Annotated in this window: 13 protein-coding genes and 1 pseudogene; 8 read left to right on the forward strand and 6 right to left on the reverse strand. The window is 67.4% G+C overall.

All coding sequences use genetic code 11. From position 1 onward, the window contains the following. The first annotated feature begins 99 nt into the window (after positions 1 to 99). Positions 100 to 261 carry a hypothetical protein gene (locus OID54_RS34515; protein ID WP_329026076.1) on the forward strand — a complete coding sequence of 54 codons (162 nt, stop codon included), beginning with the start codon at positions 100 to 102 and terminating at the stop codon, positions 259 to 261. Positions 262 to 496: 235 nt separating this feature from the next. Continuing rightward, positions 497 to 1,015: a hypothetical protein gene (locus OID54_RS34520; RefSeq protein WP_329026078.1), complete on the forward strand. Its 519-nt coding sequence runs from the start codon at positions 497 to 499 to the stop codon at positions 1,013 to 1,015. Between the two features lie 212 nt (positions 1,016 to 1,227). On the opposite strand, the gene OID54_RS34525 is transcribed toward OID54_RS34520, so the two are convergent. Next, positions 1,228 to 1,824, reverse strand: coding sequence for a hypothetical protein (locus OID54_RS34525; RefSeq protein ID WP_329026080.1), 597 nt, complete (start codon positions 1,822 to 1,824; stop codon positions 1,228 to 1,230). A gap of 405 nt (positions 1,825 to 2,229) precedes the next feature. Here OID54_RS34525 and OID54_RS34530 point away from each other — a divergent pair, with 405 nt between their 5' ends. Then, positions 2,230 to 4,854 (forward strand): tetratricopeptide repeat protein, encoded by a 2,625-nt coding sequence (locus tag OID54_RS34530; protein WP_329026081.1) that lies wholly within the window; start codon positions 2,230 to 2,232, stop codon positions 4,852 to 4,854. Between the two features lie 215 nt (positions 4,855 to 5,069). On the opposite strand, the gene OID54_RS34535 is transcribed toward OID54_RS34530, so the two are convergent. From OID54_RS34535 to OID54_RS34545, 3 genes and pseudogenes are all read right to left on the reverse strand, one after another. After that, positions 5,070 to 5,639 carry an HXXEE domain-containing protein gene (locus OID54_RS34535; RefSeq protein ID WP_329026083.1) on the reverse strand — a complete coding sequence of 190 codons (570 nt, stop codon included), beginning with the start codon at positions 5,637 to 5,639 and terminating at the stop codon, positions 5,070 to 5,072. After that, complete coding sequence (locus OID54_RS34540) at positions 5,639 to 6,754, reverse strand: BBE domain-containing protein (protein WP_329026085.1); 1,116 nt, start codon at positions 6,752 to 6,754, stop codon at positions 5,639 to 5,641. Before OID54_RS34540 ends, OID54_RS34535 begins: the two co-directional genes overlap by 1 nt. A gap of 91 nt (positions 6,755 to 6,845) precedes the next feature. Continuing rightward, a pseudogene (locus OID54_RS34545) lies at positions 6,846 to 6,989 on the reverse strand (acyltransferase domain-containing protein); the annotation flags it as partial. Between the two features lie 248 nt (positions 6,990 to 7,237). On the opposite strand from OID54_RS34545, the gene OID54_RS34550 reads away from it, so the two are divergent. Both OID54_RS34550 and OID54_RS34555 read left to right on the forward strand, forming a co-directional pair. Then, on the forward strand, positions 7,238 to 7,465 hold the full coding sequence (locus OID54_RS34550) for a DUF5988 family protein (protein ID WP_329026086.1): 228 nt from the start codon (positions 7,238 to 7,240) through the stop codon (positions 7,463 to 7,465). A gap of 518 nt (positions 7,466 to 7,983) precedes the next feature. After that, a complete protein-coding gene (locus tag OID54_RS34555; RefSeq protein WP_329026088.1) occupies positions 7,984 to 9,051 on the forward strand; it encodes a hypothetical protein in 1,068 nt (355 codons plus the stop codon). Positions 9,052 to 9,180: 129 nt separating this feature from the next. Here the strand turns inward: OID54_RS34555 and OID54_RS34560 are convergent, their stop codons facing one another. Next, positions 9,181 to 9,894, reverse strand: coding sequence for a peptidase S1 (locus OID54_RS34560; RefSeq protein ID WP_329026090.1), 714 nt, complete (start codon positions 9,892 to 9,894; stop codon positions 9,181 to 9,183). A gap of 891 nt (positions 9,895 to 10,785) precedes the next feature. Between OID54_RS34560 and OID54_RS34565 the strand changes: the two genes are divergently transcribed. Continuing rightward, on the forward strand, positions 10,786 to 11,505 hold the full coding sequence (locus tag OID54_RS34565) for an alpha/beta hydrolase (protein WP_329026092.1): 720 nt from the start codon (positions 10,786 to 10,788) through the stop codon (positions 11,503 to 11,505). 142 nt (positions 11,506 to 11,647) lie between these two features. Here the strand turns inward: OID54_RS34565 and OID54_RS34570 are convergent, their stop codons facing one another. Then, the gene (locus OID54_RS34570) at positions 11,648 to 12,862 is read right to left on the reverse strand and encodes an MFS transporter (RefSeq protein WP_329027955.1); all 1,215 of its coding nucleotides are present in this window, start codon (positions 12,860 to 12,862) and stop codon (positions 11,648 to 11,650) included. A 176-nt stretch (positions 12,863 to 13,038) separates the two neighbouring features. Here OID54_RS34570 and OID54_RS34575 point away from each other — a divergent pair, with 176 nt between their 5' ends. Both OID54_RS34575 and asnB read left to right on the forward strand, forming a co-directional pair. Beyond that, positions 13,039 to 13,962 (forward strand): LysR family transcriptional regulator, encoded by a 924-nt coding sequence (locus tag OID54_RS34575; protein WP_329026094.1) that lies wholly within the window; start codon positions 13,039 to 13,041, stop codon positions 13,960 to 13,962. A 959-nt stretch (positions 13,963 to 14,921) separates the two neighbouring features. Further along, positions 14,922 to 16,781 carry an asparagine synthase (glutamine-hydrolyzing) gene (gene asnB / locus OID54_RS34580; protein ID WP_329026096.1) on the forward strand — a complete coding sequence of 620 codons (1,860 nt, stop codon included), beginning with the start codon at positions 14,922 to 14,924 and terminating at the stop codon, positions 16,779 to 16,781. Positions 16,782 to 16,916 lie beyond the last annotated feature (135 nt).

Consider the following 16,916-nt stretch of genomic DNA (forward strand, 5'->3'; position numbering starts at 1 on the left):
GGTCGGGGACCAGCGCCTGATGACGTCCGGGAGGCTCTCCTTGCGGCGCACGGACCCGTCCGACTCCGGTTGGTCGCTCCGGTTCCCGGCCTTGTCCCGGTGTTGAAGGTCATTCGGGAGGTCTCAGCGGTCTCGTTGTCGCGCGCTCGTGAGCTGGTGGGGGAGCTGGGCCGCGATGGCCTGGTGGGGACCTTGTCGGAGATGGAATTCCTCAAAGCCCGGCTGCAACTGCGCGGAGTTCACGTCGACATCGATCGATAGCTATCCCCCCAGAAGCACTGATAGAGAACCTCGACGAACGCATCACCTCCGACTCCGCGGTACAGGAATGCGTCTGCCTTCTCGCGGCCGAGGTGGCCCAGAGTCTGGCCATCGACGTGAACGAGGCGGCCAGCGCCCACGATTCCCTCACCACCGCAGGGCTCCATGACCGGTGTCATGGAGCCCTGCGGACCTTCAGGCCCGTCGGGAGGAGGCCCAGCCGCAGCATGGAAACATGATCGCGATGAGGTCAGCCGCCATGATTAACTCGTTCGGGTCGACGGTTGATTCCAGCCTTGGCGCGGAGTCTTCTGTCGAAGCCGTTCTGTTCACCCTCAGAAAGTTACGGGGAAACGTGAAGACTGCAACTCGCATGATGGCCACGACTGTCAGCGCCATAGCGCTGATGGGGGCGTCCGTCACCGTCGCTGAAGCCCAGGCTGCACCTCGTGCCGCTGCCGCCACCGGTGTTTGGCACTGCTCAGGCGCCAAGATTTCGCGGTGCATCGAGAAGGTCGCCGCGAACAAGGTTCGGGTCAACTTCGTCAACAAGACGAACAAGGCCGTCAAGGGGCGGTTCGGTGTGACGTGCCAGGGGAGTTCGGGCCAGCGCGTCTATGAGTTGAAGAAGAACCTCTCGGCGCGCGGCGGCTACCTCTCCGGCACGATCACCTGCCCCGGCGGGTTGAGGGACTATGCCTTCGGATGGCAGATCACCGCCGACACCTACTACAGCCCGACGATCAAGATCTGACGCCGTGCTCTTTGGCTGGGACGGGCCCTGACTGCTCGTCAGAAAATCGTCGGACCAGGGCCCGACGGGTGGCTCGGGGCGTCAGCCGGCCCCGAGCCCCCGCTGCCCCGGCACCGACCAGCGGGGGCACCTCGCGCACTGACCCGTCCGCAGGGGCCCGGTGATGCGGTGCTCATGGCCCATCCGTGCCGAAGCGCACTGCAGGGTCCTCTTCACCCTTCTTGGTTCGACCAGGACAGGAAGTCCGCCCAGAACGTTGCTGTGGTGGCAACGACCCGTCGCTCCCCATCCGTTCTGTCCTGCGGGCGGCCGAACTCCTGATGCACATAGTCAATGAGGTCGTATCCGTAGGGGATGATGTCGCCGCCGCGGATCGACAACACCGGGTGGGCGAATGTTGCCCGGCCTGCGGGCAGGTAGCGATGCGAATAGATCGGAACCAGCCGCGGTACTGACGCCAAGCGCGTCCTTGCATTGGCCACGGAGTCTGCCCGTCCGGCAGGACGTGTGCCCCAACTCGGATGCCAGTAGCCCGCCTCCATGACCGCGAAGATCACACCCTCAACAGGCCGGTCGAGCCAGGTGTGAAGCTGGGCGGCTTTGACAGAGCGCCAATCGGGCCAGCCTCCCCCCGTGGGCAGCCCCACCCCGAGGAAGGCGCGGTGGTCGTCGGCGAATTCGAACCCGAACCGCGCTTCGACGTCGGTCAACTCCTGCTCCGTCAGGCCCGGGCGGATCTCGGTGTGCCCGAGCCGAGCCAGCAGGCGTGCGGCCTTGGCGCCGAGCTTCACCCCAAAAGTGCTGACCATGTGCCCAGGCTACCGACCCTTGCCGTACAACCGAGGGCCAATGAGCACGAGCCCACCGACACGCACAGAACGCGTTGTGTTCTTGCGGACTGCTGGGCCCTCGTTCCCAACGCCGAGGGCGTCGATAGCGTGGTTGGGAGTGTCTCGTACGGTGCTCGTTGCGCCGCCTCCGCAGCAGGGCGCCATTCTCACCGTACGAAAAGGGTCTCGGCTGGCCCTCTTCCGATCGTTCCGTAGACCCTCGTCCTGCCCGCCGGGCCAATCACCGCTACGCTGGAGGAGGGATTTCGGGGGATTTCTTCCCATCCGGAGTTCTCGATGGTCAATCGGCGAAGGGAAAACGACACCGCGCTGACATCCGCGCTCCCCGCCCCGAGACGGATCGCGTGGTGGGTGTGGAGCGGAGTGGGGACCGCTGCGCTGCTCGCTCTCCTGACCCTGGCGGGAAAGGGCCACGAGGCGTGGAGCGGTGGTGACTGGGTTTGGGGCATCAGCGGCTGGTTGGCCCGGGTGTGCGGTGGCCTCGGCCAGGTGTTCGACCCCGACGGCGGCCTCATCCTCGGTCAGCGACTCGGGTTCCTCGCGGTGGCCCTCCTGGTCCTGTACCTCTACTGGCGGGCAACGCGGGCGTTCCTCGCCTACAAGCCGGGCCCGGTGGATGTCCAGGAGCTCATCGACGCCACACCGCCGAGGTCTCTCACCCACTCCGCCACTGATCTCACCGCCGAACTGCGCCAGCAGTTGTCCGACTGCAGCATGTACGCACCGACGACGCTGCCGGCTGAATCACCGCCCATGAGCTTTCTTGAGCTGGTCGGCGATGTGGAGCTCGGTGCCAAGTCGCTCGGCAGCGCCATACCGCGCCTGCTCAGCCGGCTCCGGCCCAAGCTCGCGTACCGGGTCGGCGGTGTGCTCCGGATCCGGGAGCAGGAGCCGGACCGGTTGGGTATGACCGTGACCGTCACCGCGTACGTGTTCGGCGGGTCCCGTTCGACCACGCTGTGGGGAAACGACTGGGACGAGGTCATCCGCAAGGTGGGTTGTTGGGTGATCAGCACACTCCTTCCGGTCACCCGTGCCGGGAGGCAACCTCCGTGGCGGAGGTGGTGGGGGCGCGAGCTCAGCCCCGAGCTGTACGCGTCGTACCAGAACGCCAACGAGCTGAGCCGGGCGGGCCGCTACCACGAGGCGCTGTCCCGCTACTACGACGCCATCGCGCTCGACCCGGAGAACCCCCATCTGCGCAGCGAGTTGGCGGAGGTCCAGGAGAAGATGGGGCTGCACATCGACGCGCTGGAGACCTGTCAGCGGGCCCTCACTCTTGATGGACAGACCACCGGGCAGTACGCCAAACGACTGTGGCTGCGGCCGTGGGCTCCTAGTTGGCGCCGGCTGCGCTATCTGTTCCACCCTCACCGCTACCGCGAGGTGCTCGGTCTGCGGTACAGGAACGCCGTCATCCTGGGAACGTCCGAGGAAACGACGAAACAGTGGTTCGACACGGGCGAGGTCCGGGACGACGGCACGCGCGGGCGCTTGGCGGGCCTCATCGCGAACCGTTACTGGAGAGCGGCGATCGGACTCGTACCGAGCGGCACCGAGGAGAAGTGGCTCACCTGTGCGCTGAAGCCGCATCCCGACCGTACGACCGTTGCGTCCTCCCTCGATGAGGAACTGGTGCGCCTGGTCTTCCAGCGGGCCTCGATGCAGGAGACGAACCGGCTGGCAGCCGACGACCGGTGGGCACGGCTCGCCGGCCTCTACTGGCCCGCACGAGTGGAGAGCGTCTTCCGGCTCCTGTCACCGTTCTCCAGTGTGCAGAGTTACCTCGGACCGCGGCAGAGCGTGACCAGAGGGGCCTTCCGGATCAACCAGATCGTGTGGGCACCCCTCCGACTCGCCTGGTCCCTCGAACACGCCCGCTCGCATCATTCGGTCAACCTCGACCCGTCCCAGGGCTACCGCTGGCGCACCGGTCCCTCGGTGAGTACGGACATCGCTCCGCGGGAACTCGCAGACCTGATCAACAGGGCGCGGAGTCGACTGGTACTACTGCGTCGCGTGCTACCGCTGTGCCGCCGCAGCGACTGGCTGACCCGCTACAACAGCGCCTGCGTGCACGCCGTTGCCCTGAAGGCGGGCAGCGCCACCGCCAACGTCACCGCCAACCGCGAAGGGGACGAGGAGACAGAGCAAGAGAGACAGCGAAGGGAAGGAAGGAGGGAGCTGCATGTGAAGTTCGCCGTCGAGGAACTTGAGCAAGCGGTTCTGCTTCCCCGGGGCGACTTCGCGACGATCGAGCGGACCTGGATGGCCCATGAGGACCCGGATCTGGCATATCTCCGGAAGGACCCGCTGTTCCAGCGCTTTGAACTCACCGCATATCCAGGGGTGGAGATCCCGGCCGAAACGCCTCCGGACAACTGGACCGAGGCACAGATGAGGGCCTACGACCACCGGCTCCTCCAGGAGGCGGCCCATGTGATGGAAAGGGTGTGGGCCCTGCGCGGGATGGAGTCCAGCTTCGACATCCGGGTCGCGGCGGAATGGCTCCAGGGCGAATGCCTCATCTGGGATTCCGTGAAGAAGGTGACCGACCCCAACCGACTGGGCCACTGGGAGGACCGCGTGGAGCTCATCGCTGCCGTCCGCAACAGCCACCCGGTACTGCCGGTCACGCCCGGCTTCCCTCCGTCGATGCTTTCGCGGGGGATGGCGAAGGACGACAGCAGGCATGTTCAGGTGACTCTGCGGGACCTTCAGAAGGACTTGCAAGGAAACGAAACCCACAGGTTGAAGATGGAGGAGGGGCAGGAGAGCTTCAGCAGGGCGACGGCCAATGGCGTGGCCTGGTTGAAGCCGAAGCCGGTCCACAACCTGTGCGTGGGTTACTCCGCGGTCTGGCAGACGCTTGCGGAATGGCTCGGCATGGATCGCTCGGAGCAGCACTTCCGGGACGCGCTCGGCAGAGTGCCCGAGCCCTCGACGGACGGACTGACCCAGCAGGGTGCCCCGGGACCCACGGCGTGACCGGGTGGGCCTGGCGACATGGTCGTCGTGCTCGACCACCTGCGTGACGCTCAACTCCGCGGACCTTGCTCTCGCCGGTACCCGTGCCCATACCCGTTCGTGTCCACAACCGCCAGTACGGGGCGGGACCCCGGTGGTGGCGATGGCGGCCGTGCCAGGAAGGCGCGGCCGCCATGACGGCGGTGCTGCCGGTCCGCGTACCGGCAGCGATCCGGTCAGCGTGGACGGCTCCCGCGAGCGATCCGCCCATGCTGCGACCCGGATCTCTCCTTGCTCAGGACGGCCTTGGCGACAACGTGCGCCGTTGCCAGACCGACCGGGAAGAGCACGGCAGCCGCCGCGCTGGCCCGTCCCAGGTCGTGCGGGACGTCCGACCGCAGGAGTTCCCGCCAGGCCCACAGGGAGAACGGCAGCACCACCACAGGCGCGGTGGCCACCCCCGGCGTGTAGCCCCGGAGGGCAAGGCTCTGCCCGAGGTGGATGAGACCGTGCCACCCGTATCCGGCCAGCGCCGCCTGGTAGAGCCGGGATCGCCCCCCGGTGCGGTGGCCGTCGGCCGCGGCGGCGGCCATGACCAACCCCATCAGGCCGATCGCGGTACGGACCCGGCCGGGCGTCATATCGTCGCGCAGCCGGTCCCAGGTCTCCTGCCGCACCCTGGGAAACCGCTCCTGGAGTCGGGGCAGGTTCTGCCGCAGCCACCGCGCCATGACGGCCGCTTCCTCCGCCTCGTGGAGCGTCCAGGCCGCGAAAAGCCCCCAGGTCGCCGCCGTGCGCACGGCCATCAGCCGGCCCCCTCCTCCGTCCGCTCCCCGGCCTCCTGGTCGGGCAACCGTACGGAGAGGGAGTGACGGAACACGTCCCGAGGATCCCAACACGCCTTGGCTGCCTGCAACCGTGGGTAGTTGTCCTTGAAGTACAGGCTGTGCCACGGCACACCGGAGGTGTTCCACTCCGGGTTGGCGACGTCGGCGTCGGCGTAGTTGATGTGACAGCCGTCCCCTGTACCCCCGGGCGCGGGGACCCCGCCGGTGGCGGCGAAGACATCCCGGTAGAACTCGCGCACCCAGGTCAGATGCTTGTCGTCCTCCTCGGGGGAGTCCCACTCGGTCGCGAAGATCAGTCGCATGATGGAGTCACGCTGCGGCATCGCGGTCGCGGACGGATCGACGGTGTTCACCGCACCCCCGTAGGAGGCCAGCATGATCCCGGCCGTCATGTTGGCGTAGTCCGGAGTGGTCAGACTCCGGTAGACCGCGCCTATCTGATCGTCCGACAGTCTCGCCCGCAGATAGGCCGACTTGAACTTCGCGTGCTTGGTGTGGTCCGCCCGGTCCGAGACTCCGGGCCAGGTGGTCGTGTGGAGCCAGGGGAGTTCCCGCCGCTCCAGGACGACCGGTTCCGCGTCCGTCCCTTCGCGGACCGCCGCCAAGTAGGCGCTCAGCAGACCCTCCGCGTCCGGGAGGGACGCGTCCATCTGCAGACTCATGATGACCACGCCGCCGTTCGCCCGGGGCGTGGCACCGATCACGCTGTACATACCGGCGTACGGTGAGTCGGGGCCGCTGTTCCGCTCGTGCCACTCGCCGTGGTTGCGCAGCAGACGGGAGAAACTCACCTCGTCCAACATGGCCCACGGCCACAGCAACTGTGCCACCAGCAGCCGCGCTGGCGGCGTCGGGAGCAACTCGGCCGGTTCGTCGCCTTCGGTGTCCGGGCTGCGGAACCAGTAGCGGGTTGCCACACCGAAGTTGCCGCCCCCCGCTCCTGTGTGCGCCCACCAGAGGTCGTGCGCCGGATCCTGCGGGTCCCGGGTGGCCACCACCGCGCGGGCGGTGCCCGAGTCGTCCACCACCACCGTCTCCACGGCGTGCAGATGGTCGACGACCGAGCCGAACAACCGCGACAGGGGCCCCCAGCCGCCACCACTGATGTGAGCCGTGGGTGGTCCAGAGGTGGGCGAGGGAGACCATGATGGCCCAGAGGGCGGGTTGGATGACGTCGACGCGTTGGAGGAGTTGGTGGTTGTTGAGGGCGTCGTGGAGTTTCCAGTTGGTGTGGGGTTCGAGGGCTTGTGCGCATTCGTCGAGGCGTTGGGCGAAGGTGGGGGATTCGGTGGCGAGGTGGAGTCCCATGCCGGTCCATTGGGAGCCTTGGCCGGGGAAGATCCAGAGGTGTTTGATGTGCCCTTCGGGGGCCGTGGTGCCTCCGGCAACGGCAGCAGACACGGTGCACGCCAGAGTCAGGAGGAGTACACGCAGTGGCAGTGGCTGACCGTACGGAGCGCGGCGCTCCCCCAACCGTTCTGACCGGCGGCGGGAGCGTTCCCGCCGCACGGACACTCACGCCGATGACAGTGCCGACAAGCCGAGCTGGAGGAAAAGTGGAAGACACGTACGAGAACCGGCCCAACGCCATACTCACCGGTGGCCCGGCAGAGCTGCTGCCCGAAGGGGAGCGCATCCGCTTCGTCGTCGACCAGACGGCCACGGTCAAGGTGCTCAAAGGCAATCGGTACGAGCACTGGGAGCCGTCGCCGCAGACGGTCCCTCACACGGGTGGCGAACTGAGGGTGTTCCGCTGGGTGCGTTTCACCTACGTCGCCGAGTAGCCGGTACGTCGGGGAGCGGCCGGATCGGCAGCCCGCGCGGGGTCGCCGCCCCGGGGCGTCGTCGCTGTCGTGCCGCGGCCCGTCGGACACCTCCGAAGGCGCACCCCGTCGGCCGCCTCCGATTGCGCCGGCAGGGGGCGGCCCGCCGGCAGGTGCCTCACCGGGCACCAGGGCGGAACTGGCCGCGACGCCTTGACTCCTTCAGTGTCACGGTGTGCAGACTGCGGACCTCTGCCCTCCCCGGCGAGCTGAGGCGGACCCGCACCTCGGCCCCCCGGACGGCTGCTGCTGAAGCGTCAGGAAAGGCAGTGCCGCCCACCGCGAGGTTCCCCGCAGCCGGCTCCCGGGACCGTTCTCATATGGCCAGAACCGCGCCTTCCGGTCATGTGGCGCATTGACCGGACAGCACCGTCGCGGTTGCATGCATGTGCTCCTTCGGTAGGGAAACGAAGGAGGGGCCGTGTCCTACTTGGGGGGAAAGAATGAGGGGAAACACGAACCGAAGCACCAACAGACGTATGAGGGCCGTTCTGAGCACGGCGGTTGCGGTCTGTGCAGTGACGGCGGTGTTACCCGGAGCCGCCTCCGCCCAGCCCACAGCGGCGGGTGACGGTGGAGCCGGTGTTGAGAGGATCAGCGTTGCTGCTGGCGGCGCCCAGGCCGACCAAAACTCTGCCGGCGCCTCGATCACCCCCGACGGCCGCCACATCGTCTTCTCGTCGTCGGCGAGCAACCTCACTCCCGACGGTACGACAGGAGATGACCGGGTGTATGTCCGCGACCAGCGGACGAGTCAGATCAATCGGATGGGGTCCTACGCCCCGCTCCAGCCCCCGGTGATCAGCGGCAACGGTGGATACGTCGCCTATCCGTTGCAGTGGATGAACGGCATTCGGATTCGCCAGTATCAGGTGAGCACGGGAGCCACGGCCTCCGCCAACTGCTCGGCCCACAGCTGCAACCAGCCGTCGCTGACCGCGGACGGCCGCTCCATCGCCCTGGTCATCCTCTTCAGGCCGCCGGCGACCGGCCAACGCATCGAGGTTCAGGACTGGGACGGCACCAAGAAGACCGTCGCCGACCTCAACCACACCCGCCCCTCCACGCCGTCCATCAGTGGCAACGGCCGCTACGTCGCCTACCAGGACGGCTTGGCCGAGGACGTCTTCATATGGGACCGGACCACCGGTACCACCTCTGGTCCGATCGAGGGCCCGTCCGTAGCAGCGACACTCGTTCAACTCAGTGACGACGGCACCAAAGCCGTCTATCTCTCGGGCACCGACACCTACGTCCACGATGTGGCCACGGGCACGGCCCAACTGGTGTCGAACGTCAGGGGCGTGGCCATCGATCCCACCGGCCGCTATCTGCTGTACGCCCCGCATGGCACGAGCGGCGCCTCACTCACACTGCGGGACCTGCCGACGGGCACCGACGAGATCGTTGTGAACCAGCCCGCCTCGGCCGGGACTGACGCGGTCAGCGCAGGTGGGCGCGATGTGGTCTTCCAATCCACGGCCGACGACATCGTGCCCGGCGACACCAACGCCAAGTCGGACATCTTCGTCCGCCACTTCTTCTGACCGTCCCTGCCGCCACGCCCACCAATGTCCCACCGCTCCCGCACGGGAGCGGTGGGACACTCACAAATGGATCAGGCTGTCGAAGCCCCGGGACCACGACCCTTCAGTTCCGGGTACTGCTGCCCCAGGTCAGGAGAGGGCAAGCTCCTTCACACCGCCGAGCTCGTGGACCCAGCCTGCGCTGAGGCCGCCTTCCTTGACGTAGGCGTCACCACCACCGGTGAGCACTCCGATCCGGTTACCCGACAGCTCCAGCTGCTTCACACCGCCGAGCTCGTGGACCCAGCCTGCGCTGAGGCCGCCCTCCTTCACATAGGCGTCACCACTGCCCGTGAGGACCCCGATCCGATTGCCTGCGAGATCGATCCCGACGACGTTGTTGAGTTCGCTGACCCAACCGGCGCTCAGCCCACCCTCCTTGACCAGGGCTTCGCCGGACTGCTTCACGATCCCGATCCGGTTGCCTGACAGCTCCAGCTCCTTGACTCCATTTTCCTCCAGCACCCAACCGGCGCTGAGGCCGCCCTCCTTGACCAGCGCATCGCCGGAGTGTGTGAGCACCCCGATCCGGTCGCCCGACAGAGCGATCTGCTTGACGCCCGCGAGTTCGTGGACCCAGCCTGCGCTGAGGCCGCCCTCCTTCACATAGGCGTCACCGCCGTTGGTGAGAACCCCGATCCGGTTGCCCGACAGGGCCACTTGTCTCACGTCTCCCAGCTCATGGATCCAGCCTGCCCTGAGGCCGCCTTCCTTCACATAGGCGTCACCGCCGTTGGTGAGGACCCCGATCCGGTTGTCCCCGTCGCCGGAGACCGTGGCGACCGCGGATCCGGTGGCTGCCACGACGCCTAAGGAGGCGAGGGCGGCCACGACAGCACTGAAGAGAGACAGTTTCCTGATGAACACAGAAAGACCTTCCTGAAAGATCACAAGAGCCGGAGCAGCCAGGCGGCGGCTCCGGGAAGAACGATCACAACGACCGGCTCACTGCTCGACGCAGTGTGCTCCAGGGCGGGTCCATGCGACGGACACTGCGGGAGCAGCAGAGGGAGCAGGACATCGGTTGCCAAGAGGCACTGAGGCGTACTCCTCTCATGGCTTGCCGACACGCGTGAGCGGTTGTCGGAGGGAAGGGCGGGAACGAAGCGAACCTGCCGCGTCTTCGGACCAGTGGTACGGACCGGTGCTATCGGTGTTGCCGTTCTCGTGGTGCAGCTCGTGCAGAGTGCGCGAGGGCGTCGCCGCCGGGCTGTCCGGTGCTTGTGCTCCGGGCTTCCGGCCCCGGGTAAGTCTCACCCAACGGGCCCGATTACCACCGCTGAATTCCCGCCATTCTCCGACCAGTACTCTTCCGGACTCCGGCAGCGGACGCATCCCGGCACCTCCACAGCGATGGCGGACCTGCCGGAAGCAACCCCTCCACCCGAGGGTTTGACCCATCCCCCTTGCAGTCACAACCGACCACAACTGAGCCGCCCTGTCCGCCGACGGATCGACACACGGAACGACACAACGGAGCGCGAGTGCCATCCGCCCGTCGGTCCCGCGGAGCCTTCGCGAAAACCCGTTGGCGGACCGAAGCGACCACTGCTACCTTCCCGGAGGCCGTGCGAAAGAACGAGGAGGTGGTACCCGTGAACGCAGTATCGACATGGGTGCTCCCCTCCGGGGTCACGGTCGGGCGATAGGTCGTCCGGGAGCGCCGTTCAAGAGCACTCCCGAAAGGGCACGACCATGCACTTCACTTCTGAACGGCGTCTCGACGACGGCGTCCTTGAGCGCGAATTCACCCTCGGCGAGATCCCCGGAACCCTGTGGACGCCTGGCGCCGAACCCGCTCCACTGATCCTGATGGCCCACAACAACGGCCTGCCCAAGGCGGCATCCCGGCTGGTGGCCCGGGCCCGGAGGTCCACGGCGTACGGATACGCGGTGGCCACCATCGACGCCGCAGGGTGCGGTGACCGTCCCCGGTCGGCCGCCGACGAGCAGGCCCGGGCCGACCTGCGTCGGGCGTTTCAGTCCGGCGATCCCGTCGACGACATCTTCGAGTCCTTCATCGGCCCGCTGGTCGACAACGCCGTTCCGGATTGGCAGGCGACCTTGGATGCCCTCCTGTCGCTGCCCGAGATCGGAGGTCCGGTCGGGTACTCGGGGTGGACGGCCCTCGGCATCCGGCTGGCTGTGGTCGACCCGCGCATTGCGGCTGCCGGGTTCTTCGCCGGGGGTTTCGTGCCCCGCGCCCAGCGCGAGGAGGCCCGGCGGGTCACCATTCCGCTGTTGTTGCTGCTGCAGTGGGACGACGAAGGGAACCCACGGCAACGAGCCCTGGAACTGTTCGACGCCTTCGGTAGCAGAGAGAAGACACTGCACGCCAACATGGGCGGGCACGTCGGCACCCCGTGGTTCGAGGTGGAGGACGGGAACCGGTTCTACGACCGGCACCTGAAGTGAGGCCGGCCCGCCAGGCCGACACCACACAGTAGGCGGTGACCTCCAGGACGCCGCTCATCGAGGACGGGCCCTGGCCTCCTTGAGCCCCCGGGTCGTCGTGGTGCATCTCCATGGCGACCCGGACGACCCGGAGTCCGTCGGATCATGAATTCGGCTTGGTGGCCCCCGTGGTGGCGGCCTTCTCCAATGGCCGTTCCGATGTGCTGGGGTCGCCGGGCAGGTCGGGACTACCGGTCGGTCGGGGTCCGAACAGGCCGACGGCGAGGGCCACGACCGCGAGCCCGGCGGCACCCCACAGAAGTGAGATGATGCCGGCCGATTCCACGATGGTGCCGCCGAGGAAGGCGCCCAGGGCGATGGCGGCGGTGAAGACACCGACGTAGAGGCCGGTCACATGCTCTACGCGATGCGGTGCTGCCTGGGTCATCCAGATCTGGCCGGCCACCGACAGTCCGCCGTACGCCAGGCCCCAGAGGGCGACACTGACGCCGGTGAGAATGGGGACGGTGCTGAAGAGCGCGAGCAGGGCGACCGACGCGGCGATGCCGGCCGTCAGGCCCAGCACGGTGACCCGGGCACGGCGAGCCGCGAGGGCGCCGGCGGCGAAGTTGCCGATCAGCCCGAAGAGGCCGTAGACCAGCAGGACGAGGGCGACGGAACCCGGCGAGAGCTCGGTGCGCTCCTCAAGGACCGGCCGTACATAGGTGTAGGCGCCAAAATGAGCGGTGACGAGGAACAGGATCAGGGCCAGACCGACGGTCACCGAGGGGATACGCCACAACGGTTCGCGACCGGTCTGGTCGTCCGTGCCGGCAGGTGCGGATGGGCGGGGCAGCCGGGGTAGCGTCACCAGCAGGCCGACGGCGAGGACCACCGCGCCGACGGACAGACTGGCGAACGCGGCCCGCCAGCCGAAGGAGTTGCTGATCAGTGTGCCCAGGGGCACACCGACGACCGAGGCGGCGGCGACCCCGCTGACAGCGGCGGACACCGCCAGCGCTGCGTTGCGGGGTGCCACGAGCCGGGTCGCCACCGCAGCCGCCAAACCCCACACCGCTCCCATCCCGATGCCCAGGACGATCCGGGACACCACCAGCAGGCCGAAGCCCTCTGCTACGGCGCTCAGTGCGTTGCCTGCCGCGAGCACCACCATCGCCACCGCCAACACCACGCGCCGGTCGAGCCCGCCCAGCAGACGTGGGACCGCCGGGGCGGTGACGGCCGTGACCAGGCCGGTGACGGTCAGGCTGAACCCGGCAGTCCCCGAACTGATGTCCAAGCCGTCTGCCATCGGGGTCAGCACCCCGACCGGCAACATCTCGGACGTCACCACCACGAAGGTGCTCAAGGACAACACCACGACCGCCAACCATTGCCATGGCGTGGTGTGATCCGAATCGGGGCCGGTGTTCTGGACTGGTGCATGCGAAACCATGGGACCAACCAAGCAGCGCCGCACGGCCGGAACAACAGCGATCTCCTCACCGTTCGATCAGCTAGAGTAATCGATGAGGCGTGCCGGAAGGGGACTCGATGAATCAGGTTCACGTTCAGGAGATCGAGTGCCTGCTCGTCCTGGCCGAAGAGCTGCACTTCGGTAGGACCGCCGCCCGACTGGGCTGTTCCCAGAGCCGGGTCAGCCAGCTCGTCGCCGGCCTCGAACGCCGGGTCGGTGTCCGGTTGGTGGACCGCACCAGCCGAAGTGTGGGACTCAGCCGATTCGGCGCGCAGTTCGTCACCGAGGTGCGCCCGGCCTACGAGGAGCTGGCCACCGTGCTCACCCGGGCTCGTGAGCGCGCCGGCAGCGGCGCCCTGTGCCAGCTGCGCGTCGGCTTCCATGGCAGCGTCTACGAAGAGGTCACCGAGGCGTTCCGGCAACTGCGGGCCCACCACGACGTCATGATGGTGCTGAGCGAGATTCCCCTGGGTTCACCCTTCTCGGCGGTGCTCGCCGGCCGCCTCGACGCCGCTGTGGTCGAACTGCCCGTCCGTGAGGCGGCATTGACCACCGGTTTCCGTTTCCCGCCGCAGGACCGGTTGCTTGCCGTCGCGGCCTCCCACCCGCTGGCCGGCGCCGGGCGCGCACACATCGAGGAACTGGCCGGGCTGGACTTCGTCCACCCGATCGGTGACGCCCCCGAGTACTGGATGGCCGCCCGGGTGCCCCGTTCCACACCCGCGGGTGCGGCCATCCGTTCCTCCGCCGGGATCGCCACCGTCCAGGAGGGCCTCGCGCTCGTCGCATCCGGTGAGCACGGCATGCTGGTCTGCCGCCCGCTGGCCGAGCGGGCCACCCGGAGCGATGTGCGCTATCTGCCGGTCGACGGCCTGGACGAGCCGTCGCAGATGGGGCTGATCTGGCGCACCGACCGCACCAGCCGGCAACTGACAACGCTCGCCGGGCTGCTGGACGAGGAGTTCCGTCGGGTGAAGATGCCTGAGGGCCTTCCGGTGTGATGCGTGTGGTGTCGCGGCCGGGTGTTCTCGACGGTGCCCGCCCTTCCTCCTTCGGCTGTGTGGAACCGGCCAGTGCCACCTGGTCGCCCGCCGTCTTCAACAGGACCGTACCCAGGGGCTGTTGGAGGCCGGATACGTTCCCTTCCGTCGCCCCGGTGGTTCAACGGCCCCAAGTCGCAGCATGGTTGTGCAACGGGCGCGATGGTCAAATGTGAATTCTCGATGGACGGCGGGTGACCCGACGCAGCCCAACTGACGTGCAGCGAAAGGTATTTGGGCTCATCGGTCGGGGATACAGGACCCCTCATCGTCTCGGATCGTGAGACGCGAACGGGAATTCCTTGCATCCGCCCGAGACTTGTGGCGATCATCGTTTCATGACCACTCCGACCTGCATCCCCAACACGCCACCGGGCGTGTATCGGGCTGCGGTCACCCGCGTCTGTTGTCAGGTCTGAACCTCTTCTCACGGTTCGACCCCTGCCGTCCGCCGCGTCACCGCGTTGGCAACGGCACCGACGCCCCCCCCGGAGTAGCCATGGTGAACGGTACCGATCCATCTCGCACGAACCTCGGGCCCGCCACGCGGACAGTTGCTGCGTCGGCCCTCGTGCTCCCCTTCCGTCACCCCCGTCCCCCTGTTGCGTTCGGCGGCTTCGCCCCCGAGCGATCGTTCGTCGAAGAGACGCCCGCAGTGCTCCCAACCGCTGGAGCACACCGGCGTACCGCGATGCCTTCCGTACCCTCGCGTGGGCTCTCGCGCAGTCGCGTGCTTTCCCTGCCGTGCCTGTCGGGACACGAAGGCCGGATGTTTCCGTTCGGTGAGGGCCTCTGTCGCCGCTGAGGCAGCGCGCGTGACGGTGCGACCGCATTCTCGGTGACCGGGTTTTCCGAGTCGACGTCACGACCACCCCAGCACGAGTTCATTTCAGCGACACCGGAATCAAGGGGACTTTTTCATGTGCGGAATAGCCGGATGGGTTGATCTGTCTGGTCTCGGTCCGGACGCGCAGGCCATTGCGGAGAGGATGAATGACGAGCACGTTCGCCGGGGCCCTGACGGGTCCGGGACATGGCTCTCCCGCTATGCGGTGCTCGCCCACCGACGGCTTTCCGTGATCGATATCGAGAACGGCGAACAGCCGATGCTCTTCCCGGCCGCACCGGGCTCCGAAGCTCGTTGGGCGCTCACCTACAACGGTGAACTCTACAATTATCGGGAACTGCGCAGCGAGCTCTCCTCCCGTGGTCACCGGTTCCGGACGTCGAGCGACACGGAAGTGGTCCTCGCCGCCTGGGTGGAATGGGGTGTCCGTGCCGTCGAGCATTTCAACGGGATATTCGCCCTATCGGTCTGGGACGATCGAGAAGAAACTCTGTGGCTCGTACGCGATCACCTCGGGGTGAAGCCGCTGCACTACTACCATGACGGCGACCGACTGATCTTCGGGTCCGAGGCGAAATCGATCCTCGCGCATCCGGACGTCGTCACGGCGATCGACGAGGACGGCCTACGGCAATTGGTGCTGCCGCTGCTGAAGTTCCCCGGGACCAATCCGTACCGCGGAATCTCCGAGGTGTTGCCGGGCCAGATATTGGAATTCTCCCGACAGGGCATCCGCACCATTCGGTACTGGGACGTCAAGGATCTCGTCGGCCGGCCGTCCGAGTCGAAGGATCTCGGCGAGGCCGTCGGCCAGTTGCGCGCACTGCTGGATGACACGGTCACCCGGCAGACCATCGCCGATGTTCCCCTGTGCACCTTCCTCTCCGGCGGACTGGACTCCTCGGCCATCACCGCCCTCGCCAACGGCCTGCCGGGACGCGGTGGAGTGAGTTCGTTCTCCGTGGACTTCGCAGACGCCTCCGACAGTGCCGACTCACGGTCCGCCCTGGACCGCCGGTTCGCGCGGGAGGCAGCGGATCACATCGGTTCGCGGCACTCCAACATCGTGCTGGACAGCGCACTGCTGGCCCGCGAGGACGTACGCGATGCCACTGTGCGCGCTCGTGACCTGCCCAATGGATTCGGCGATCTGGACACGAGCCTGCTCCTGCTCTGCCGTGAGGTCCGCAAGCACGCCACCGTTGCGCTGTCCGGAGAAGCGGCCGATGAACTCCTCGGCGGCTACCTGTGGTTCCACGAGCCGCGTGCGGTCTGGGCCGACACCTTTCCGTGGATCGCGGACAGCCCCGCCCACGGCCATCTCCACCAGCGGGTCCTGGGCACGATCGACCCCGGCCTCGCCCGGACGCTTCGACTCGACGAGTATCTCCGCGACGAGTACGCCACCGCCCTCGGCGGGCTCACCTTCGACCCTGCGCTGAGCCGGGAGGAGCGGCGCCATCGGGAGATCATCCACCTCGCCGTCTCCTACTTCCTGCCGATGCTGCTGGATCGGAACGACCGGCTGAGCATGGCCAGCGGCCTGGAGGTACGGGTTCCGTTCACCGATCACCGTATCGTCGAGCATCTGGTGACGATGAGTCAGCAGGTTCACAACGCCGGCGGCCGGGAGAAGGGTGTGCTGCGGGACGCGGTGAGCGATCTGCTGCCGGTGGGTGTGTTGGAGCGGAGGAAGTCGCCGTACCCGACCACACCGGACCCGGAATACGCACGCACGCTGGAACGTCAGCTCGCGAGCGTTCTGGACGACCCGCCCGACGGACTCGCGGACATCTTCGCGCCAGAGGTGCTGGCACCGGGGGGACTCGCCGACTCGGCCAGATCGCATGGGCTCGTCAGCAATTTCGAAGGCGAGGTCGTGCTGAACTTCGCCTCCTGGCTGCGGCAGTACTCCCCGAAGCTGGCGATCTAGCAGCCGCCCACCGCCCCGGCTGCTTCTGTGGGCGCCGGCCAGGCCCCGCCCGGCTCACACACGTCCACCGCCCCAACCGGCGGCGCCCCAAGAGCCCCTGATCGCGGCCATCCCCGACATTCCGACATTCCGGCT

This window comes from Streptomyces sp. NBC_00690, from assembly GCF_036226685.1.
GTDB lineage: Bacteria > Actinomycetota > Actinomycetes > Streptomycetales > Streptomycetaceae > Streptomyces.

Bases quoted from the DNA above. Each gene is read 5' to 3' on its own strand.
- OID54_RS34520 (WP_329026078.1), top strand. From the start codon at position 497: ATGATCGCGATGAGGTCAGCCGCCATGATTAACTCGTTCGGGTCGACG.
- OID54_RS34525 (WP_329026080.1), bottom strand. From the start codon at position 1,824: ATGGTCAGCACTTTTGGGGTGAAGCTCGGCGCCAAGGCCGCACGCCTG.
- OID54_RS34535 (WP_329026083.1), bottom strand. From the start codon at position 5,639: ATGGCCGTGCGCACGGCGGCGACCTGGGGGCTTTTCGCGGCCTGGACG.
- OID54_RS34555 (WP_329026088.1), top strand. From the start codon at position 7,984: ATGAGGGCCGTTCTGAGCACGGCGGTTGCGGTCTGTGCAGTGACGGCG.
- OID54_RS34565 (WP_329026092.1), top strand. From the start codon at position 10,786: ATGCACTTCACTTCTGAACGGCGTCTCGACGACGGCGTCCTTGAGCGC.
- OID54_RS34575 (WP_329026094.1), top strand. From the start codon at position 13,039: ATGAATCAGGTTCACGTTCAGGAGATCGAGTGCCTGCTCGTCCTGGCC.
- asnB (WP_329026096.1), top strand. From the start codon at position 14,922: ATGTGCGGAATAGCCGGATGGGTTGATCTGTCTGGTCTCGGTCCGGAC.